The organism is Bacteroidales bacterium (assembly GCA_031275285.1).
GTDB lineage: Bacteria > Bacteroidota > Bacteroidia > Bacteroidales > UBA4181 > JAIRLS01.
This window is the reverse complement of sequence record JAISOY010000067.1, coordinates 18314-40589: the sequence shown is the minus strand read 5'-3', so window position 1 is coordinate 40589 and position 22276 is coordinate 18314. Positions and strand designations below refer to the sequence as shown.

Sequence of the window (22276 nt, the reverse complement as noted above, 5' to 3'; positions counted from 1 at the left end):
AAATTAGCAGACAGGTTACATAATATGCTAACATTGTCGAGCATGGATACGGTGAAACAAATGAAGATCGCCAGTGAAACGGATTATTTCTATGCGCCTTTAGCCAACCGCTTAGGATTATACGACATTAAAACAGAGCTGGAAAATCTGAGTCTAAAATACAGGTCTCCAAAAGAGTATCTACAAATAGAAGATCTTATCAACCAGTATATCCAGAAACGTCAGCCACAAATCAAACACTTAACGGATGACATCAAAAAAATCCTCCGGAAGGGAAAAGTCACAGCTTCGGTAAATACCCGGATAAGAACACCCTATTCCGTCTGGAGAAAAATGGAAAGCAAGAAAGCTGCATTCAGGGAACTGGAGCATATTTACCTAGTAGAGATCATCTTTCCAAGTAATCCCGATAGCCGGTTATCTGAAAAAAACCAGATATTACAGATCTATTCTTTACTAACGGATGTTTACAAAGAGCGTCCGGCCAGTATGATGAATTATATTGACTCTCCCAAGGACAATGGGTATCAGTGCCTACATTGTAAAGTCATGGGTGAAGACGGGAACTGGGTAGAGATCCATATCGCTTCGGAAAACATGCAGTTGAACAACCGTATCGGATGCGTTACCGGACGGGCGAATGGCGTGGATATATGGGTCAAAAAATTCCGGGAAATACTGAAAGACATTGCCTATCATGGAAAAAATAGCGGATTTCTGGAAGATATTGTATCCACCTTTTATCAGGATAATATCATTGTTTTTTCACCCAGGGGGGATGAAATCATTCTTCCCAAAAATTCCACTGCATTGGATTTTGCCTATGAGATTCATACAAACATTGGCAATCATGCAAAATATGCCCGTATCAACGCAAAACTCTCTTCCGTAAAAACTGTCCTTAAACGAGGTGACAGGGTGGAAATAGGAACAGACAAGTCCACTTATCCGCACAAAGACTGGCTGGATGTGGTAAGTACTTATAAAGCAAAGAAAAGTATATTATCGGCTTTAAGGAAAGCAGCTGTGGAATACACTCCCCTGCCCTATATTCTCTGTGAACATTGTTGCCCGTTACCGGGAGAAGAGGTTATCGGCTTTAAAAAAGAAACCGACCAGATAGAAGTGCACAAGCGTAACTGTCCCCTTGCAATATCTCTTTCTGCTAAGGCCGGCGACTCTATTGTCGACGTGGTACTACCCATCAACAAAAGTACTTATTATCCCGCCGTCATACTTATCACTGCAATTGACCGGAATGAACTTTTATTCGACCTTTCGCAAGTAATTTCAAAGGAACTGGGATTATATATTTCATCCATGCATTCTTCGGCAAAGGATGAAATTGTTTCCTCCACTATTCACCTGTCTGTTGCATCCTATGATGAACTTTACTCCGCCATGAACAGGCTTGAGCAGATTGAAGGGGTTGAAAGTGTAAAAAGGAAAATCCTGTTTGGCTGATCTTTAACAACTCTCCAGTGAAACTTCCGAATAATTATGACTGAATTGATGTATTCGTATGAATAATCAGACTGTTTTGAGTTGTATCCATTCCATAACTTATCACCTGCTTTTATTATGAAACAATTGCTACCTGTTAAAGTTGGTATGATCATACCAACTTTAACAGGTAGCCCTGTCCTAACAAATTTCATTTTCCGGAATCACATTACTGAATCGCCGGATCGATGAACAGCTCGTATGTCCCGGAATAGGCGAAACTGATCGTGCGGCCGTCCCTTGTCGCTCCGTTATAGGTGATGGTTATCGTGCCGTCGCCCGTTGCCACCGTGACATCCAAACCCATGCTCAGTTTATCGAACCATCCGGGTGCCGAGACAGTAGAGTCGAAGATCCTGCCGTTTACCAGGTCCGTGCCGCTACCCACGAGAAATGTTCCCGCTACGGGCGACAGCTTTTTGTCGGCAAAGTAAACTGAGAAAGCGAAAGTCGCCTGGCTCAGATCAGCCATCGTTACGATGGCGTGGTGTTGGACAAAATGCCCCCCACCCAACGGGGCCTTACCGCAGCTGACTTTTATCGTCTCGAAGTTATAGACAGTTGCTCCGTTAATAGTTAATGTCCCCTGTATGGGATTTAAAACTGTTACCACACAATAATCCTCTATGGTTGAATCGTCGGCAGATGCAGCATAAATCCGGGCTGTCCCTTTGGTTACAGCAGTGACTTTACCTGTAGCATCGACTGTAGCAACATTTGTATTGTTGCTGCGCCATTCAATATTATTATTGGTGGCATCGGCAGGCAGGATGGTGACAACAAGGGTTTCGCTCTCCCCTTTGGTAAGGGTCATTTCATTCTTGTTCAGCGATACATCTGTTACACGTTTAGGTATTTCACCTGTTTGTGTTTTACCTGACTGACTGACGGTAATTTTAACCGTTTGCCCATTACAGGTAATGGTAATTGTTGCAGTACGTTTCGTTCCCGTATCATTCGGATCAAGAATAATACTGATTGTATGATTTCCGACATCGCCGTAGTCGGGAGTAATGGATATCCAGTCCGGGGTTCCGGAACCGGTTTGCGTAACAGACGAAGTCCATGTACCGGTAGTTGTAAAAGTTACACTATTATTACCTGATGTTTGGTCGGCATACACCGTTTGTGTCAACTGGTTCTCATCAGATACGACAATGTCTTTACTATCATCCTTATCATCATCTTTATCACTACAACCTGCCAATATGCATGCTGCTATTAACATAAAAAAGAGTTTTTTCATTTCTTATATATTTTTTAGGTTTTGGGAATGAACAGATCTCTCCAACGAATCTCTTACTACCTGTACTAAGGCACATACGAGCTTGAAACCAGATGTAAAACCCGCTTTTAATTTTTTGTAATGATATGGAAAGGTGCTTAAAACGACAAGGGTGAAAATTTACCATTTTCACCCCTAAAAACGACCACAGGAGTCGGATTTTATTGTGTAATTGTATTAGTTTTCAATATTGACGATGCCCTTTTTTATTGCTGTAACTACAATCTGTACGACCGTCTTCACGCCTAATTTTTCTTTTATCCGGTCTTTATAGGATTCGACCGTGTTCACCTCGATTCCCAGTCGGGAGGCTAATTCTTTTGTAGAATAACCCTGTACCAGATATTTGATCACCTCAATCTCCCGGGGAGTCAAATCATATATCCTGCCTTTTCCGGCATTTTCCTCAGAGCCGAAAACTTCCAAGATGTGGAAAAGAGGTATGGTGTCTCCAAGATAGACCCCTTTACCGTTATTGACCGACATAATAGTATTCACCAGTTCCTCCGGGGTAAGGTCTTTGGGTAGGTATGCCGCCGGGCAGGTTTGTAACGCATTCATTAAATACCTGGTTCCTTTATAATGGGTCAAAAAAATGATCCTGACATCCGGATATTGTTCTTTTATTACCCGGGCTAATTCTATCCCATCCATATCCTTCTCGAGACTTATATCAAGTAGTATGATGTCCGGCATATCCTTCGCAAGATGTTCGAGCGCTTCACGGGAATTCCCGGCCTGCGCTGTTACCTTAATATTCCCATGTTCGCGTAATATCAGCTTAAGGCCTTCCAGATGAATGAGCGAGTCATCCACCAGAAGTAATTTTATGATGTCCTTATTCTTCATATTTTTTAAGCGTAAAAGTAAATATCGTCTGTTTATTCTCAATACTCTCTACATATATTTCGCCTCCCTGCAGATGTACAAATTCCCGGGTGACAATCAGGCCTAGACCTGTCCCCTGCTCATTACCAGTCCCTTTTGTACGAATTTTAGCATTGAGCAGAAAAAGCCGTTCCAGGTCTTCTTGCCTGATACCAATGCCATGGTCAGAAACAGAGATTTCGACCATCTCATTTTTCTCTTTTGCAGATATGATGATATCTGATCCCGGATAGGAAAAATGAATAGCATTAGAAATCAGGTTACGGAGTATGGTCGAAGATAAGTTCGTATCCGCCCATACATCAATATCTCCGGGAATCCGGTTAATAATATGGATACCTTTTTTGTTCGCTGTCACAGATGAAAAATCTATATTCGAATCAGTCAAAGCGGATAAATTTGTTTTTTGCAGGTTAGGATGCAACAGATCCATCTGAGAAACAACCCAAAGTAAAAGATTCTCAAGTAATGTGCCCGCCTGGTCCGCCGATTCATATATTGTACGGATAATACGCTGTTTATCTTCTTCGTTCAGGCTGTCATATTGCTCATACAAAGAACGGGTGGTCAAATTTAAAGCTTTTAGCGGATTACGCAGGTCATGTGAAATGATCCCAAAAAACTTGTTCTTGGAGTCGTTCATTGCCCTGAGCTCATCTTCGGAAGCAACAAGTTTCCTGTTTGTTTCCTGCAATTCCCGAGTACGTTGTTCGACGATGGTCTCAAGCCTCATATTATCTTTCCGCAGGCGGTATTCCCGTATCCTGACAATCAATATGATGGCTCCCGACATCAGTAGCAGGTATATAAAAACAGCCCACCACCGGAAATACCATGGAGCAATAATACGTATCCTGAGTTCCGACCCGGCATCGTGCCATTGCCCGAAACGGTCAGATGCTTCAACGATGAATGAGTAGCGACCGAAAGGAATATTCGTGTATTTAGCGGTCAGGTCAGGAAGATCGGTATATATCCAATTCCGGTCGAACCCTTCCAGTTGATACCGGTATTTGATCAAATTTCCATACTCATAATCAGTCGTAGTAAAAGAAACCGCAAAAGAATTATCCCGGTGCTTCAATTCAATATCTTTTCTTTCATTCAGGTCGAAATAGCGGAGTAAGCCGTTAACAGTGAAATGAGATAGTACAACAGGCTTGGATACTACGGGCTCAGTCAAACGGGTCGGATCAAATATATTGAATCCGTATTTTCCGCCAAAAGCCAATGACCCATTATCCAGTTTGGTACCTGCCTTACCAAACTCATTCCCCTGCATTCCAGGAAAATCCTGTATCATGCATATTGATCCGGAGGACGGGGACATGTATAATAATCCCTTATTGGTACTGCACCAGATATTCCCGGAATTATCCTCCTGAATGTTCATGACCTGTAATCCGGTAAATCCGTCGACCCTAGCCATATTATCTTCTGCCTGATCATACCTGTCTAGTCCTTTACGGGTACCTATCCAGATGTTACGGCGACTATCCTCGAAAATACAATTGATATAGTTATCCGACAGGCTTTTTTCGTCCCATTCATGACGAATATAATGTTTCAACCTGTCAGTCCGGGGATCAAGTACGCTGATCCCATTCTGCGTTGTTCCTATCCATATTTTACCGGAAGCATCCTGCATGATACAACTTGTCAGTCTTGAAGTCAGGGTTCTGTCGTCCGGTTGGCTCAGGTCAATAAAGCGTTCTGTTTCTTGTTCCAGCAAACAAATACCATTGGTGGTAGACACCCAAAGGTTCGATTTTCCATCCTCGCAGACAGAATAGATATTATTTCCCGTAAGACTGAACCTGTCCTTCGGATCATGTGTAAAAACGGCAATTTCGTCTGTTTGAGGATTAATCGCCGCAAGGCCACCATTGGTAGATATCCACAATTTACCGTCCCTTGCCGGGTATATATTGCTGATTCTCGTCCCGGGAATCCCCTCTGTTTCAGGATAACCGAAAGAATACTTTTTCACTTTTTCCCGGTTTTCGAACTTTATTATACCCTGTGCACAACCAACATATACAGTCTCTCCGAAAGGAACAATAGTTCCGACCATAGTAAGATCCGTCCCATCCAAAGAAAGGGTTTTCTTTCCCGGATCATAAAATAACAGGCCTTTATCCGTTCCTATCCATACTATTCCCGTGGTATCCTCATAAAGTGACAATATGCTGCAACTGTCTGTTTCAGCTACAGTATGCACCTTGTGATATCCAATGCCAACATTTCTGAGTTTGTTTTTCGTTCCTACCCAGAGAGAATGCCCTCCAGGACTTCCGGAAAGAATGGTCCAACCGCCATCAAACCCGGCCAGTATTTCAAAGCGATCTGTAAGCAGGTCGTGGCGGACGATTATATCACCCAACGACAGCAATACAACGTCATCCTGCATGATGTAGTCGGTAACGGTGAATTGCAGCGGTAGATCAACGAAACGGACGTCACAGAATCCAAAGTACCCCTCGAATATATCACGGTTAGGATATACAGCGGGAAGCTTTCCGGCATATCTGACGTACGTCCCGCTTTTTATGTCGTAATATCCGTAATAGTATGTGCCACCTATGACGATGCGCTCCCTGACCGGATCGTATGTAAGCCTGGCAATCTCCTTCCCCGGGAGGTGCCCGGGCATATAGTGCTTCGGATCGAATTTTCCCCGTTCCCGGTTGAAAAGATTTAAGCCGAATGCCTCCCATGTAGCGCACCAGAAGTTACCATCATTGTCTTCCAGAAAACCCGAATACCAGTTCGCACCGAAAGGGTTTCCCTCGAATATACGGGGATAGGAATTATCAGCCGCTTTGCTCCACAGGGCATACCTTTTAAATCGGTTTCGCTTTTTATCATAAACATTGAATCCGACGTGCGCCCATAACCCTATATAAATATTCCCGTTCTTATCTTCATAAAGCGATGAAACTCTATTTTCATTCGTTTTGTTGAACGACAAACCGCCTTGCTGGAAACTGTTAAAACTACTAAATATGGTTTGTTCTGTTGCTCCTTTATCAGGAGATGTGATATACTTATGCCTGAAATACTGTTGCAAGGTCTCTTTTTCCCTTTTGAAAGTTTCCTCGTTAAGGTCATTGGTCAGCAGTCTGTAGGTAAGATTTCCGAATTCTTCGGCCGCCAGGGACATAGTATCTACGCCGTTGCCTGCCGTTCCTACCCAGATCAGGCCATCGCGATCCTGTAACAATGCCGTAACATTATTGGAAGCCAATCCCGTCCGTAACCCCTCTATATGCCGGTAATGGCGCATGATATTCAGGTCGTCGGAATAATAAGCAATTCCATTATCCGTACCTATCCAGATACCACCGTCATGATCCATGTACAAGCAATGGATTTCATCAGAAGGCAGGGAAAAAGAGTTGACCGGATGGTGGCGGAATACGGTTTCCTCCCATGTATGCAGGTTGAGAACCTTTATACCGGTTTTTCCTCCTATCCAGAGATTCCCGTTCTGATCACAGGTTCCTGCACGAACAGCAATACCGGTATTTTTTATGTATTCTATCATTCCCGATTTTGGATCATACGCAAGCAATTGCCCGTTATTATTAGCAAAATAGACTGTTCCGTTATTTTCGACAGCAAAACTCGTTTCAGCAGTGGTTACTTCGGGAGCAAACTCCACCTCCTTAATCAAAAGATGACCATTACTATCATGTCGTATAATCTTCGTTGCAGTATTCCGCCCGCTGGCCCAAAGATTTTCTCCCGAATCTCCTGTGATATAATCATAAAAATAATCCCCTTCAAATTCCCGCGCTATTACATTGAAATATGTCCAGGTATCGGTCCGGATATCCAGCCTGCTCAAATAACCCTCTTTCGATTTTACCCACAGGTAACCGTCATTATCGGCATAAAGCGCCATGATATGATTATCGCCGGGAAGGTTATTACCGGTCGATTGCTGCTGGTAGCGGATAAAACTATTGGCGTTCCGGTCATAACGATTCAGCCCGTTACGTGTCCCGACCCATATATTACCGTATGTGTCTTCCGCTAGACAGGAGACAAAATTATCGCTTATAGTATGCTCTGATTCTTTCTGATTCCGGTAAACAGCGAATTCCCGGTTATCGAAACGTGTCAGTCCGTCTGCCGTGGCAAACCACATGATGTGGTATTTATCCTGAATCACATCCAGAACAAAATCTGAACTCAAACCGTTTTTTGTCGAAATGGTTTTAAAAAAAGTATAATAATCTGTTTTACTGACGGAGGATGTTTCACTGTAACCATCTGCAGACAGTCCGGATGTTCCAATCAATATAATGAATAATCCCAGTCGTATTTTATCTGAATTGATTCTCATTGAATTTTTTTCACCATGATCATCTCACAATTTTCTCACATAAGCAGATAAAGCAATTTTAAAATCCCAATTTACAATTATAGTTTTTCCGGATAAAAGTAGTAAATATTTGAAAAAAGAAAATAGTAAGCACTCAGTGCTATTTATTATTTTCTTAAGTTGCATTGATCAAATTGATTACTTTCATAAAATACACCATTAAATTATTTGTATTACTTAATAGTTTCAAAGCCCTGTCTTTCCAAATTGAATAACAGGCTTGGCATAAGTCTTTATACCATTCTTTGCTTAATGATATTATTACCTGAACTCTTGGGTAGTTATTTTCCCATTATAAAAGTGTGTGGATAGATTCATCGGGATTCCCAGGTATTTCTTCCACCTTGCCAAGTTGATATATTTTTGGTGTAGAAATATTTTTTTGACAATGACCAGTAAATTATCATTTTTTGCTGATCGATAAATATAGAATCAGATTTATTGCTGTATCTTTGACAATAATATTAACCACAGAAACACAAACAGACCTTTATCAATTTAAACTCTTTCCCTTTTAGAATCATAACTTAGATCAAGTAGATTTTTTTCTCGAAGTCAATGATTTTCATAATATTAAAGCATCATACATATCTTATTTATTGATAATTAATATTTTAACTAAATAAATCAACGAATCAGTGCAGCCAGTAACTCGCATTATCATTAAGATTACAGCAAGTTGCATGATGCCATATTATCTGCACTACTGTTCATTATAAACTTCAAATATATTTATGAAACATTTTCATCAGCATATATTATTGATATTTTGTTTTTTAACCTCTTCATTAGCGGCACAACAACGTGTTGTGTATGATTTATTCATCAATGACACGATAGTTAACTACACAGGAAAGCAAAAACGGGCTTTAGCCATTAACGGGCAAATTCCTGCTCCTACCCTACAATTTACAGAGGGGGATACGGCAGTGATACATATCCACAACCGGATGAAAGAAGAAACCTCTTTGCATTGGCACGGAATATTGTTACCCAATCAGTTTGACGGGGTTTCACATCTTACATCTGCACCTATCATGCCCGGCACATCAGTAACCTACGAATTTCCTATCGTACTAAACGGAACCTATTGGTATCATTCCCATACCGGTGTACAGGAGCAAGCCGGGCTTTACGGCGCATTCGTTATCCGGAAAAGAAAGAATGACAGATACTTTCGACAAGAAGACCATCTGCCGGAATTTACCATTTTACTGAGTGACTGGACAGACATGAATGCTAAAGAAGTAAACAGGAAACTGCATACCGGTAATGATTGGTTCAAAATCAGGAAAAAAAGTGTGCAAAGTTACGGGGAGGCCATTGGCAAAGGACATTTGGGCACTAAACTGATGAATGAGTTGAAACGCATGGATGCAATGGATGTAAGCGATGTCTATTATGAAAAATTCCTGACAAACGGACAGGAACAAATAAACATTCCCGATTTACAACCCGGCTCACGTATCAGGTTGAGAATTATTAACGGTGGAGCATCTACCTATTTCTGGCTCAGGTATCAGGGTGGTAAGATCACTGTCATTGCCAATGACGGAATGGATGTCGTTCCAGTCGATGTTGACAGGATAATCATTGCCGCATCTGAAACCTATGACATTGTAGTCACCGTTCCCGAATATGGCTCGGCTGAATTACAGGCAACAGCCGAAGACCGGAGCGGATCGACTTCCATATGGATAGGAAATGGAGAGAAACACCCCATCACCCCTCTACCCAGACTCAATTATTTTGCTGGTATGAAAATGATGAACGGTATGATGAAAATGAACGGCGATATTACCAATATGGGAATGGAAATGGAACTCCAAAAAATGGATATGAATGAAGTGATGTACCCCGAAATATCCTCCCCGTCCCATAATCATTCATCAGGGGCATCCGGAATGGATATGTCATCTCCAGGCACAATGAATTTGCATTCCCGACATAAGAATGATTCCATCCCGGAAAGTCATGAGCATACAATGAACCAAAATGAGCATTCCGAACACTCAATGAATATGAGCCAGAACAATTTAACTCCTGTAACTTTAAACTATGATATGCTTCGTTCTCCTCACAAAACTACCCTACCACCAGGTTCTTTCCGTGAATTAAGATTCGAATTGACAGGAAATATGGACAGGTATGTATGGACACTAAATAACAAAACAGTTTCCGAGAGCGACAAGATAGTCATACGGGAAGGTGAGAATCTCCGCATTGTGCTTTATAATAATTCTATGATGCGCCATCCGATGCACCTGCATGGTCATTTTTTCCGTGTATTGAACAGCCACGGCGATCATTCACCGCTCAAGTTCGGAGTAGACATCATGCCGGGAGAAACCGACACTATCGAATTCCATGCCGGAGAAAAAAGCCGGGGCGACTGGTTCTTCCATTGCCACATCCTTTACCACATGATGAGTGGAATGGGACGAATTTTCAGTTATGAAGACTCGCCTCCCAACCCTCAGATACATCACCCTGAAAAAGCGATTAAACATCTTTATCACGAAGACAGGATGTATTATTTTACAGCTGAAAATGAGTTTCTTTTTAACGGAAACATCGGTAACGCCGAATACTTCAACACCCGATGGAGCTTTCAGGGAGAGTGGCAGCTGGGATACGAGTCCGGCAAAGGCTACGAAGCCGGACTCCGTGCAGGCCGTTATATCGGACGAATGCAATGGCTGATGCCCTTTGTAGGAGTCGAGTGGAAAAATCATAAAGATCCTTCATCTGAAGAGAATATTTTCGGGCAAAGATTAAAGAAGAACAACCACTTTACCGGTATAGCGGGAGTTCGTTACACCCTCCCTATGCTGATTGTGGCCGAGGCCCGTATAGATTTCCAGGGTAAAGCATGCTTTCAACTGGAACGGGAAGATATTCCGTTAACAAGTAGACTAAGAATGAGTTTGATGGGTAATACCGATAAGGAATATAATATTGGCCTTAATTATATTATAACGTCCTGGTTCGGGATCTCAGCTTCATACAATAGCGAAATGAAATGGGGAGCAGGTGTAAAATTAATTTATTGAGATAAATACAAGAAGTAAGACATTGGAATATAAATAATGGGTAACAATATAGAAACAAACGAAACTCTTTTACCAGTTTTATTGTTCCATTGGTTCAACTACCCATCACCTATTTTATTAATCTAACAAACCTAATTTACGTGCATATTCCATTGCCTCGATGATGTTGTCGGCATTCATTTTTTGCATGATATTTTGACGATGTTTATTGACTGTATGGATACTTACAGATAATTTATCTGAAATCTCTTTACTGAGCATGCCCGATTTTATTAAAAGTAATATTTCTTTCTCCCTGGGTGTAAATTCCACAAGTTCTTTTTCCTCAAACTTATTTAAAGGCAGTGTTTCTCCTGTGATAAAATTCACAACCTGAAGCTTGGTGCTGACCCATGGCGCAGCATTAGGCGATATATCAGCAATACCCAGTACAAGCCACGGATTACCGTTTTCATCCAGTTCCAATATCTGGCACTGGTAGATAATTCTGACATATTCCCCTTCCGCTTTTTTCCCCCGGAATTCAGATATATACTTAAAATTTTTCCGCTCCTCTACAGGCTGGTTGAGTGTAAATTCCATCAGCTTTATCTGAGGTTCGTTCAGCACCTGATAGTCTTCAGGATGGATACGTGCTGCCAGAAAATCATCTCCTTCGGAATGAGAGCGAAGGAGTCCGTCCAGATCGGCCTTAAAAAACTGCTGGATATTATCTGACATATAGAGATATTTTTTCTGGTATTCTAGCACAAAAACATAGCTGTTATTCACTTTAGCAAGCAACTCTATGTGCTTTTTATGTGATTCCCATATTTTTTGTTTTTCCGCTGTATCCATCTGATTACATATAAAAATAGCTAAAAATAGTAATTACCTGATTGAACAGGTGACACTAATTTTGTATAAAAATAATAAAGAAAAGCAGATATGTTGAAATTTGGAGGATATTTAAATATTTTAATAGCTATCGCACATCTTATTGCGGGGCTATTTTGGCCGGAAAAAGCATTTGAAGTAACAGGCGCCGGCGAGAAAATGAGCGCAGCTGCACAAATTCATCCTTTACTACCTTATTTGTTCACGATCCTTATAGTAATAGTCTTTAGCGTTTTCGGATTATACGGGCTTTCAGCAGACAACAAGTTTAGGAAACTGCCGCTATTAAAACCTGCTGTTTTTACAATTGCAGGACTTTATTTGTTCCGGGCTATTGCCGGACTTATTTTTATTATCATAGATCAACCGGAATACTTGATCCTAGAGATCTGCTATTTATTAATTGCTGTATTCATCGGGCTTTTATTCCTGGTTGGCGGAATAAAGAAATGGAAAACTAAAGGAACAGCACAAACAAGAATGAGCTAATTATCAGCATTATGAATTAATAAAATTTAAAAAACAATCACATGAAATGTCCTTAAACATAGCGGTATACCCACCGTCATAAACAAAATTGGACATTACATCTAACCATTTAAAATAATTTTATACAGATGAAAAAAGTAATTATTATTGGGGGGATTTATAACATTATTTTTGCCCTTTTCCATTGTAGTATGTGGAAAATATTTGAATGGGGCAGCGAATTGAAAAAATTATCAATTACAAACAGTGGAATAGTACAGATCTTAAACATCCAAACTATTTACTATTTTATTTTTACGGCTGTGATTTGTTTTGCCTTTCCGAACGAACTTCAATCGACAAAACTGGGGAAATATTTTTTAGCCGGTACAGCAACTTTTTGGCTTATCCGTACCATACAGCAGTTTATTTTCTACTGGACGGGTAATGCGGCAATGTTTGTAATGCCCGCTGTTTTTTTGTCAGGAGCTATCATATTCCTGATACCGGTATTTTATAAAAAAAGAAGTATTACTTCCAAATAACCCGTTTAGGTTAGTAAAAACAGGCAAAGAAAAGCCACTAAAACCGGAAGATAAGTTTTTATCCCTGATGAAATATTCATGGAAAATAATTGCCTGATATATAAAATAATTGTAACTTTGAATGAAGTAACTAACCTATTGAAAAATATCATGAAAAGAGAAGTTGTTGAAACAGTAACCGGCTCTCCCGCCATCGACGGAGCTGGAGTTCATCTTGTCAGGGTGCTAGGCCCGAATACGGTCTATAAGTTCGATCCGTTCCTGATGCTTGACGCATTTGATTCAAAGAATCCGGCAGACTATATCAAGGGATTTCCCCTGCATCCGCACCGGGGAATTGAGACATTTACCTACCTGATGAAAGGTCGCATAAACCACCGGGACAGTCTGGGGAATAAAGGGACCATACATAATGGGGAAAGTCAATGGATGACCGGAGGAAGTGGTATCCTGCATGAGGAGATGCCACAGCCTACAGAGCATTTACTTGGCCTTCAACTTTGGATTAACCTGCCGGCAAAAGACAAAATGACCGATCCCAAATATTTCGACATTACCAACGATATGATACGCGAATTCGATGAGAATGGAGCGAAAATAAGAGTGGTTGCCGGAAAATATAAAGACCATTATGGAGCAAAGGGCCACCATCTTCCTGCAACTGTACTGGATATTACGGTCGACCCGGATAACGAATTTATTATGGACACAAATCCGAATGATACATTATTCGTTTATATTGTCAGTGGAAATGGTTCATTTGGGAGTAAGGACAAGATAATACCACAAAAAACCGCCGTATTGTTTGATAAAGGGGATGAATTTTCAGTTAAAACCCATGATCAGGAAATAAGGTTCATCCTTGCCACAGCGCCACCGCTTGGTGAACCCATAGCATGGGGAGGGCCTATCGTAATGAATACACATGAAGAATTACGTAACGCCTTCCGTGAACTCGATAATGATACCTTTATCAAACATCAACCCTCAGGAATTTAGCCTCACCTTTTCTGATAAATTGTATCACCATAAATATCTGATGACCATCAACAGATTATGGAAACATGCTTATTAAATATCTCATAAAATCGCTTTGATGGAGAATGTGAAAAATAAGTATAGGTCCCTATCTTCGGGACAAACAATAAATTTCAGGCAATGAAAGAAAAACAAATATAGAACACATCTTTTCACTGTCAAAGTTTAAAAGACAATTGCACAAAGAGAATCCGCATGGTACACGATTACAGCATCTAACAGATAGCTACCAATAACCGGGAGCCCTTGCTTCCAATAAAAAGGGATAATACCCTATCAATAAAATAAAAGGCAAAATATTTATTTCCGATATGTATCTTTCATATTAGCAAGAAAAATAAAAACACTTTTTCACATAAGATATACCTTTGTAGAATATACCAACAAAAATGGACATTCAAGAAAGGAGTAGAATAGAATACCGGTCACGGATCAATCGTGTGATGGATCATATCGACCGGAATCTCGATCAATCTTTGGATTTAAAAACCATAGCCGGAATCGCTAATTTTTCACCATTCCACTTTCACAGGATATTTACTTTTCTGATTGGAGAAACCCCCATTGACTATATCCAACGCTTACGGGTAGAGAAAGCCGCATGGAAGCTTCGGGAAAGCGACCCTCAATCTGTAACAGAAATAGCCTATGCATGCGGATTTGGTAGTGTCTCACTTTTCAGCAGGACATTCAAAAAGTATTTTGGAATAGCACCAAGCCTGTTCGGTAAACTGGAAAAACCCATTTATTCCCAGGGAGGAAACCTATTTAGCAAGAACGGACAAATGCTCCGCAAGAATTTGAAAAACGGTACGCAGGGAAATATCGATTTTTGTATCGTTAAATCAAATCAATTTTATTTTATGAAAACAAATGTAGAAGTGAAAGAAATGCCGGAGATGAAAGCCATCTATTGTCGCCACATCGGCCCGTTCCACCTGATTGGCCAAGCATATGAGAAGGTTTTCAAATGGGCTGCTCCCCGCGGATTGTTTATTCCCAATGTCTCCAAAAGCGCCACGGTAACCCACGATGACCCTTCTGTTACGGAAATTGAGAAAGTACGTCAGAGCGCCTGTATCATTGTGAATGAAGATGTAAAAGTCGATGGCGAGATCGGAAAACTTGTTATTCCCGGAGGTAAATATGCCGTAGGACATTTCGAATTAGGTTTTGACGAGTTCGAAAAAGCATGGAATACCATGTGCCAATGGTTTACGGAAAGCGGATACCAGCAAGGAGACGGCTGCACGTATGAATTGTACCACAATGACTACACCACTCATCCGGAGATGAAACATATTGTAGATATATGTATTCCGGTGAAACAGCTGTAAAAATCCAAAACCTGGGAGAAAGAAAAACCTTCCTCCCAGGTTCTTATACCTTCTGAAGAAAAGATAATTCCCTGTTTCAGTAAAAAGATGCCTATTTTGGATAACAATATCCGGAATAGGCATCTTATATTTGTATAATGAATCCAATGAGTGAGATACAATATTGTCAAAGTTGTGGAATGCCGCTACGCTTTGATGTGGAAGCCTATCTGGGAACAAATGCCGATCATTCTCCCAGTAATGAGTATTGTTACTATTGCCTCAAAGATGGGAGATATACGGTAGATATTCCTATGAAAGAAATGGTCAATATCTGGGTAAAATTTACCGGTAAATACAATGAATATTCCGATACCGGTTACACACCAAAAGAATTAAATACATTGCTGAATAAACGGCTTCCGACATTGAAGCGCTGGCGACAAAAAGAAGAGACCAAACATATCCATTATTACGCCATTGATAGGATCAAAACCCATATCGACCAGAATTTGTTCAGGGATATTGATTCCAGACAATTAGCAGCAATGGTCAATCTCTCATTTTTTCATTTTCGAAGAGTTTTCAAGGATATCACCGGGGAGAATATCGGCGTATATATTCAACGCTTACGTTTGGAATACATTGCTCATCTGCTTATTGCAACCGGGCAATCTATCAAAGAAATACTGTCGCAAACCAATTACCAGACTAAATCCAGCCTGTCAAAAGCATTCAGAATGCACTTTGGAGTATCTATGTCCTCCTACCGGAAAAAGTATCAATCAACAAATCACGCACTTATACCGGGAATTTTACCTGAAGTACTGGTCAAACGGATCAATACGATGCAGATACTTAGTATTGAGGTCAATGAAACTTTCCGTAACGAATATGCTTACAAGACAATATGGAAACAACTCATCCATTACAGAGATCACCATTTACAATACGGGAATTGTCATTTTGTCAGCATCAGTCAGGATAATCCTATAATTACTCCGGTAAAACAATGCCGGTTTTATATCGGTATTATCCTTAACGAATATACCAAGCCTCAGGATAAATTATCCGTACGGGAAATACCCGGAGGTATGTATGCTGTGTTCAGGCATAAAGGAGATTATACACAATTACCCGAACTGTATAAGACCATTTATGAGCAGTGGCTTCCACAAAGCCTGTATTTTCAGAAATACCCGTTATCTTTTGAAATTTATCTAAATACACCCCAGGAAACAAGTAAAGATAATTTATTGACAGATATCTATATACCTATCAACAAGCAAAATTAAATAACATGATAGAATTACCCGAAGCAGTTACATTAGCTAAGCAAGCCAACGATGTATTGAGTGGAAAAACGATTACCCAGGTATTCAATGCAACCAAGCCGCATAAATTCACTTTTTACAATAGTGACCCATTGGGATACAATGGATTGTTAACAGGAAAAACATTTATTTCTACTAAAGGATACGGTATGTTCGTCGATTTCTTTCTTTCAGATGGAACGATACTGAACATCGGCGATGGGACAAATACCCGTTATTATCAACCGGATGATAAAATTCCGGACAACTATCAACTGTTATTAACTTTTGATGATCATTCTTTCCTTGTTTTTACAGTCGCTATGTATGGGTTCATCGGAGTTTATCCCGACGGCATCATCGATAACAAATACCATCGGATAAGTTCGACAAGTATATCTCCGTTGGATGAGCGCTACACTGAAAAAGAATTTGACAAATTATTTACCGAAGCAAAAAAAACACTAACAGCGAAAGCATTACTGGCAACCGAACAACGCATCCCCGGAGTGGGTAACGGCGTCACCCAGGATATCTTATTTAATGCCCGTATCCATCCAAAACAAAAAGTATCCGTCCTATCTGATGCAAGAAAAAAAATACTATTCAACTCCCTGAAAGATGTCTTGCAGGAAATGACTCTTAAAGGTGGACGTGATACACAAACCGATCTTTTCGGGAATAATGGAAACTATCAAACTATCCTGTCTGCAAAAACATGGAAGAATCCATGCCCACGTTGCGACAGTAAAATTGAAAAAGAAGCCTACCTTGGAGGAACGGTTTACTATTGTCCGGAATGCCAAAAAATTGAATGATCCTCCAATGAATAAAACAAACATGTTCCTATTGTTCTCCCAACAACATGCATAGATACTTAAAAACTAAGTGATCAACGGCGGTTTATTGGAGGGAAACGATAAAAATGAATCTTAATGCTAACAATTAATGCTGAATATTTTAAGATTCTTTAATGTATTATTTTTTTATCCTATATATTTGCGGGAAATATCAGTGTATTTGAAACAATGGATAAAATTGCAGTTTTCCCCGGATCGTTTGATCCGTTTACATTAGGACACGAATCAATAGTACTACGAGCAGTTAACTTATTCGATAAAATTATTATCGGAATAGGTTCCAATAATAATAAGACCGCTTTTTTTACAGCCCAGCAGCGTCTGGACATGATCCAGGATTTGTTTGCAGGTAATAGTAAAGTAGAAGCTCAGTATTATGAAGATTTAACTACTGAATTTTGTAAAAGGGTAGGTGCAAAATATATGCTTCGTGGATTGAGGACATCTTCTGATTTTGAATATGAAAAAGTCATTGCCCAGGTCAATCAGGCCATGTTGCCGGAAGTAGAATCGGTTTTTATGCTGACTCTTCCGGAGCATACAGCCATTAATTCATCTGTAGTACGTGAAATACTACGTTATGGTGGTGATATCTCCAAATTTGTCCCTAAAAACATCAATATTCAAAAATACATAAAAAACTCCTTATAGAATGTCATTGATTTCTGATTATCAGCTTGATATAAAAAAAGCCCATCAGCGTCTTTCAGAAGTTATTTCCCATACCCCGTTACAGTTAAACCAGAATCTGTCCAATCAGTATGATGCAAAGATTTACCTGAAACGTGAAGATTTGCAGGAAGTACGTTCCTATAAATTGCGTGGGGCATACCATATGATCAGCCAATTACCTGAAGATGTGCAACAGCGTGGGGTTGTTTGTGCCAGCGCAGGAAATCATGCACAGGGATTTGCATACAGTTGCCGGAAACTGAACATACGTGGAGTTGTATTTATGCCTAAAGTAACGCCTCGTCAAAAAATACAGCAAACCAAACATTTTGGACAGGAGAATATAATTGTCCGGCTTATCGGAGATACATTCGATGATTGTGCTGAAGCTGCCAAGAAGTATGCATCCGAACATCAGATGACATTTATCCCTCCGTTTGACGATACCCGGATCATCGAGGGACAAGGGACCATTGCGGTTGAGCTATTGGAGGATTTGAAAAACATAGATTATCTATTCATTCCTATTGGAGGTGGCGGACTCTGTGCCGGTGTCGGGGCATATATAAGGGATCACTCTCCAAAAACCAAAATTATAGGTGTAGAACCGGAAGGCGCACCATCCATGCAGGCTGCCATTCAGGCAGGAAAGCCTGTAACGCTGGACCATATAGAACGTTTTATTGATGGTGTAGCCGTAAAACGGGTAGGCGATTTAACATTTGACATCTGCCGTTCGGTAATTGATGATATCTGCCTTATTCCGGAAGGTAAAGTATGTTCTACCATCCTGAAACTGTACAATGAAAATGCCATTGTAGTTGAACCGGCCGGAGCTATTTCCATTTCCGCACTAGATAATTATGCGGATCAGATAAAAGGAAAAAATGTTGTCTGTATCATCAGTGGAGGAAACAATGATATCGACCGGATGCAGGAAATCAAAGAAAGATCATTGCAATTTGAACGGTTAAAACATTATTTCCTGATTCATTTTGCTCAACGTCCCGGCGCCTTAAAAGATTTTGTTAATAAAGTACTAGGGCCCAATGATGATATCATTCGCTTTGAGTATATGAAGAAAACCGATAAAGAAGGCGGGCCTGCCTTAGTCGGCATTGAACTGAACTCTGCGCATGATTATGATACGCTTATCCAGCGGATGCAAGATTGCCAGTTTGATTTTACCATTTTAAACAAAAACGATACCCTATTTGCTTATATAGTGTAATAATATCAAGACTTAAATGCGGTATAAAAAGACATACATTCTATTATTCATTTTGATCTCCTGTGTCTTTTCATTAAAGGCACAAAAAGTTGAAATTTCCGGAAATTCACCCGAATATGCAGGACAGGTATTGAAATTTCATTCGGCAGATAATTATATCAATAACTGGGAAGTAACCCTGGGTGAATGTACTGTTGCTCCTAATGGTGATTTTAGGGTTGAACTGAATGTTACAACAACCCGCCTGGTATATCTTTACCTTGGGATCTTTAAAGCCCGGTTTATCGTGGAGCCGGGGCATTCATATATAGTATCCCTTCCTCCCCGTACCGATAAAGAACCGGCTGAAGAAGAAAGTCCTTTCTTTGAAGAGGTGACGGTATATCTTTACATAGAATCAACAAAAGATAAAAACGGGAATATCATTCCGAAAGAGGAAGAATTGAATATGCGTATCATACTTTTCGACGAAGCGTATAATCCTTTGTATGATCAAATGGCTATGGATGGTATGAGGAAAAAGGTGATCAAGGTGGATTCCACTATCCAGGCTTTTACGACGAAGCACATGCATACGGAAAATTCCTATTATAAGGATTATGTAAAGTACCGTTCAGGAATGTTGTATTATGCGACACAACAAATAGGGGTAAAATATATTTCAAAAACTTTTTTTTCAGATCAGCCTTTGCTATACGATAATGAAGCATATATGGATCTTTTTAATATTACTTATAATAATTACTTCATGTATTTCGGACGTACCGAAGAAGGAAAAGTGATATATGATGTGGTAAATACAGGGAAAGATTTTTCCGGACTAAAACAATTGCTACAAAAAGATGGTACAGTTCCCGGCGATAGCTTATGCGAACTGGTAATACTAAAAAATATTTATGATGAATTTTATTCTGATCGTTTTTCCAGACCGGCATTGTTAACTATACTAGAGTCATTGATCGACCAAACCCGGATAGAAGAACACAAAAAAATCGGGAACCAATTACGTTCGAAAATAACCAGGCTGTTGCGGGGATTTGCACCGCCTGATTTTTCGTTATATAATCAGGACAGTACACTTGTTTCCCTGGATACTTATAAAGGGAAATATATCTATTTGATGTTTTGCACCACACAAAACTATGCCTGTTTTAATCAGTATGAGTTGTTGAAAGAATTGTATAAAACACATGGAAAATGGTTGCAAATTGTCGTGATCTCAGCCGATGATCATTTTGAAAACATGCGTAATTTTCGTCAAAAAAATGATTATCAATGGGATTTCCTGTATATTGGCAATCAACCTGATATTCTGAAAGAATATGATGTACGGATATATCCGACTTATTACCTGATTGGTCCCGACGGAAAACTGGTAATGTCCCCGGCTCCGGATGCTTCACAAAATATTGAATGGGTCTTTTACCTCGAGTTAAACAATAAAGGATTATGGAACGAGTACATCCAAAAAGGATGGATTGAAGATAAAAAACGGACAGACAGTAGATTCGAACTGAATCTGGATCGTCCAAATTGAATAATGTTTTTTGGATACTTTATTGTATTTTTGCATTTTATAATTATCGACCATTGGTCATAACAATTTTATATCATTTAGTCTTGTTCGGAACAGTATCTATATTTGGAAACATGGTAAGCACATTTGATTATGCACAATCAAATGCTTTTTCAGAAAATAAGACACAGATTGCCGAAAGACTGGAAGAGTTATATCGTTTACGGATACAAAATTTAGAACATTATATCACTATTTTACTGATTGCCCTTTTTGTTCTTATCGTGGTTGCGGTCGTACTATTCCTGATGTACCACAAAAATAAAGAGTCTCACATCATGCTGATGCAAAAAAACCAGGAAATAGAGCGTCAACAGAGAGCAAATGAAGAGATCATGCATATCCTGGAACAGAAAAGACTGGAAATAGAAAAGCAAACAGATGAATTGGATGAGACCACCACTGAATTAAAGTGGCAAACAGAGAATGCCTTACGTTTATATGATGAAGTGGAGTCTCAAAGAAAAGAAATGACCGACAGCATCATATATGCCAAAAGGATACAGACTGCATTGCTTCCCGATATTACTGTCATAAACGAGATTTTGAATGATTATTTCGTTTTGTTCAAGCCTCGCGATATCGTTAGTGGTGATTTTTATTGGGTAGCGGCAAAAAAGGGAAAAACGATTGTTGTTGTGGCCGATTGTACCGGTCATGGAGTCCCAGGTGCTTTCATGAGTATTCTGGGTATCTCATTTTTAAATGAGATCGTAAAAAAACATGATTTAAGTGTTGATAATATATTGAATCATTTACGGGAACAAGTGATCAGAGCCCTGAAACAGAAAAATGTTTCTGTGAAAGATGGCATGGATATGGCTTTATGTGCCATCGATTGGGAAAACTCCCGGGTCGAATATGCCGGAGCCAATATACCTTTATTCATTTTAAGAAAGCCGCAGGATGACGATTCGGAAGAATTGATCGAAGTTCCCGCAGACAGGATGCCTATTGGCCTGTACGAAAGTAATCCCAAACCATTTACCAAACAGATCGTTCCTATTTTTCAGGGAGATTCTTTATATATGTTTTCAGATGGATATTGTGATCAGTTTGGAGGCCCGGAATTAAAAAAATTCAAAAAGAAAAACCTTAAGAAATTATTTCTTGACATCCATACACTCAACATGACTGAGCAAAAGATAATCCTTGAAAAGAATCTGAATGATTGGAAAGGAGACCTTCCTCAAGTGGACGATATCCTGATGTTGGGAATTAAAATATAACATTTTTAGCCTGAATGAACAGGCTTACACAAA

Annotated in this window: 16 protein-coding genes; 12 read left to right on the top strand and 4 right to left on the bottom strand. The window is 39.8% G+C overall.

What is annotated here, in order from left to right:
• Window positions 1–1464 (top strand): TGS domain-containing protein (locus tag LBQ60_06720; protein ID MDR2037599.1); only part of this gene is annotated, 1464 nt, incomplete at its 5' end.
• Between the two features lie 208 nt (window positions 1465–1672).
• Here the strand turns inward: LBQ60_06720 and LBQ60_06715 are convergent.
• The 3 genes from LBQ60_06715 to LBQ60_06705 all read right to left on the bottom strand — a co-directional run bounded on the left by LBQ60_06715 (window position 1673) and on the right by LBQ60_06705 (window position 8027).
• Window positions 1673–2749, bottom strand: coding sequence for an Ig-like domain-containing protein (locus LBQ60_06715; GenBank protein ID MDR2037598.1), 1077 nt, complete (start codon window positions 2747–2749; stop codon window positions 1673–1675).
• A gap of 216 nt (window positions 2750–2965) precedes the next feature.
• A complete protein-coding gene (locus LBQ60_06710; protein MDR2037597.1) occupies window positions 2966–3637 on the bottom strand; it encodes a response regulator transcription factor in 672 nt (223 codons plus the stop codon).
• On the bottom strand, window positions 3627–8027 hold the full coding sequence (locus LBQ60_06705; GenBank protein MDR2037596.1) for a hypothetical protein: 4401 nt from the start codon (window positions 8025–8027) through the stop codon (window positions 3627–3629). The genes LBQ60_06710 and LBQ60_06705 overlap by 11 nt, the downstream gene beginning before the upstream one ends.
• A 773-nt stretch (window positions 8028–8800) precedes the next feature.
• Here LBQ60_06705 and LBQ60_06700 point away from each other — a divergent pair.
• A complete protein-coding gene (locus LBQ60_06700) occupies window positions 8801–11119 on the top strand; it encodes a multicopper oxidase domain-containing protein (GenBank protein ID MDR2037595.1) in 2319 nt (772 codons plus the stop codon).
• 117 nt (window positions 11120–11236) lie between these two features.
• On the opposite strand, the gene LBQ60_06695 is transcribed toward LBQ60_06700, so the two are convergent.
• A complete protein-coding gene (locus tag LBQ60_06695) occupies window positions 11237–11956 on the bottom strand; it encodes a LuxR C-terminal-related transcriptional regulator (protein ID MDR2037594.1) in 720 nt (239 codons plus the stop codon).
• Between the two features lie 90 nt (window positions 11957–12046).
• Here LBQ60_06695 and LBQ60_06690 point away from each other — a divergent pair, with 90 nt between their 5' ends.
• The 10 genes from LBQ60_06690 (at window position 12047) to LBQ60_06645 (ending at window position 22243) form a co-directional block, all read left to right on the top strand.
• Window positions 12047–12484 (top strand): hypothetical protein, encoded by a 438-nt coding sequence (locus LBQ60_06690; protein MDR2037593.1) that lies wholly within the window; start codon window positions 12047–12049, stop codon window positions 12482–12484.
• A 128-nt stretch (window positions 12485–12612) separates the two neighbouring features.
• The gene (locus LBQ60_06685) at window positions 12613–13008 is read left to right on the top strand and encodes a hypothetical protein (GenBank protein MDR2037592.1); all 396 of its coding nucleotides are present in this window, start codon (window positions 12613–12615) and stop codon (window positions 13006–13008) included.
• A 150-nt stretch (window positions 13009–13158) separates the two neighbouring features.
• Window positions 13159–14007, top strand: coding sequence for a pirin family protein (locus tag LBQ60_06680; protein ID MDR2037591.1), 849 nt, complete (start codon window positions 13159–13161; stop codon window positions 14005–14007).
• 428 nt (window positions 14008–14435) lie between these two features.
• Window positions 14436–15383 carry an AraC family transcriptional regulator gene (locus LBQ60_06675; GenBank protein MDR2037590.1) on the top strand — a complete coding sequence of 316 codons (948 nt, stop codon included), beginning with the start codon at window positions 14436–14438 and terminating at the stop codon, window positions 15381–15383.
• 146 nt (window positions 15384–15529) lie between these two features.
• On the top strand, window positions 15530–16657 hold the full coding sequence (locus LBQ60_06670; protein ID MDR2037589.1) for a GyrI-like domain-containing protein: 1128 nt from the start codon (window positions 15530–15532) through the stop codon (window positions 16655–16657).
• A gap of 5 nt (window positions 16658–16662) precedes the next feature.
• Window positions 16663–17493, top strand: a complete 831-nt coding sequence (locus LBQ60_06665) for an endonuclease VIII (protein ID MDR2037588.1) — start codon at window positions 16663–16665, stop codon at window positions 17491–17493.
• Window positions 17494–17703: 210 nt separating this feature from the next.
• Window positions 17704–18186, top strand: coding sequence for a pantetheine-phosphate adenylyltransferase (gene coaD / locus LBQ60_06660; GenBank protein MDR2037587.1), 483 nt, complete (start codon window positions 17704–17706; stop codon window positions 18184–18186).
• A gap of 1 nt (window position 18187) precedes the next feature.
• Window positions 18188–19438, top strand: coding sequence for a threonine ammonia-lyase IlvA (gene ilvA / locus LBQ60_06655; protein MDR2037586.1), 1251 nt, complete (start codon window positions 18188–18190; stop codon window positions 19436–19438).
• Between the two features lie 16 nt (window positions 19439–19454).
• Window positions 19455–20975 carry a peroxiredoxin family protein gene (locus tag LBQ60_06650; GenBank protein MDR2037585.1) on the top strand — a complete coding sequence of 507 codons (1521 nt, stop codon included), beginning with the start codon at window positions 19455–19457 and terminating at the stop codon, window positions 20973–20975.
• 113 nt (window positions 20976–21088) lie between these two features.
• A complete protein-coding gene (locus tag LBQ60_06645) occupies window positions 21089–22243 on the top strand; it encodes a serine/threonine-protein phosphatase (GenBank protein MDR2037584.1) in 1155 nt (384 codons plus the stop codon).
• The last annotated feature ends 33 nt before the right edge of the window (window positions 22244–22276 follow it).

Bases quoted from the DNA above. Each gene is read 5' to 3' on its own strand.
- LBQ60_06715 (MDR2037598.1), bottom strand. From the start codon at position 2,749: ATGAAAAAACTCTTTTTTATGTTAATAGCAGCATGCATATTGGCAGGT.
- LBQ60_06710 (MDR2037597.1), bottom strand. From the start codon at position 3,637: ATGAAGAATAAGGACATCATAAAATTACTTCTGGTGGATGACTCGCTC.
- LBQ60_06705 (MDR2037596.1), bottom strand. From the start codon at position 8,027: ATGAGAATCAATTCAGATAAAATACGACTGGGATTATTCATTATATTG.
- LBQ60_06700 (MDR2037595.1), top strand. From the start codon at position 8,801: ATGAAACATTTTCATCAGCATATATTATTGATATTTTGTTTTTTAACC.
- LBQ60_06695 (MDR2037594.1), bottom strand. From the start codon at position 11,956: ATGGATACAGCGGAAAAACAAAAAATATGGGAATCACATAAAAAGCAC.
- LBQ60_06690 (MDR2037593.1), top strand. From the start codon at position 12,047: ATGTTGAAATTTGGAGGATATTTAAATATTTTAATAGCTATCGCACAT.
- LBQ60_06685 (MDR2037592.1), top strand. From the start codon at position 12,613: ATGAAAAAAGTAATTATTATTGGGGGGATTTATAACATTATTTTTGCC.
- LBQ60_06680 (MDR2037591.1), top strand. From the start codon at position 13,159: ATGAAAAGAGAAGTTGTTGAAACAGTAACCGGCTCTCCCGCCATCGAC.
- LBQ60_06675 (MDR2037590.1), top strand. From the start codon at position 14,436: ATGGACATTCAAGAAAGGAGTAGAATAGAATACCGGTCACGGATCAAT.
- LBQ60_06670 (MDR2037589.1), top strand. From the start codon at position 15,530: ATGAGTGAGATACAATATTGTCAAAGTTGTGGAATGCCGCTACGCTTT.
- LBQ60_06665 (MDR2037588.1), top strand. From the start codon at position 16,663: ATGATAGAATTACCCGAAGCAGTTACATTAGCTAAGCAAGCCAACGAT.
- coaD (MDR2037587.1), top strand. From the start codon at position 17,704: ATGGATAAAATTGCAGTTTTCCCCGGATCGTTTGATCCGTTTACATTA.
- ilvA (MDR2037586.1), top strand. From the start codon at position 18,188: ATGTCATTGATTTCTGATTATCAGCTTGATATAAAAAAAGCCCATCAG.
- LBQ60_06650 (MDR2037585.1), top strand. From the start codon at position 19,455: ATGCGGTATAAAAAGACATACATTCTATTATTCATTTTGATCTCCTGT.
- LBQ60_06645 (MDR2037584.1), top strand. From the start codon at position 21,089: ATGGTAAGCACATTTGATTATGCACAATCAAATGCTTTTTCAGAAAAT.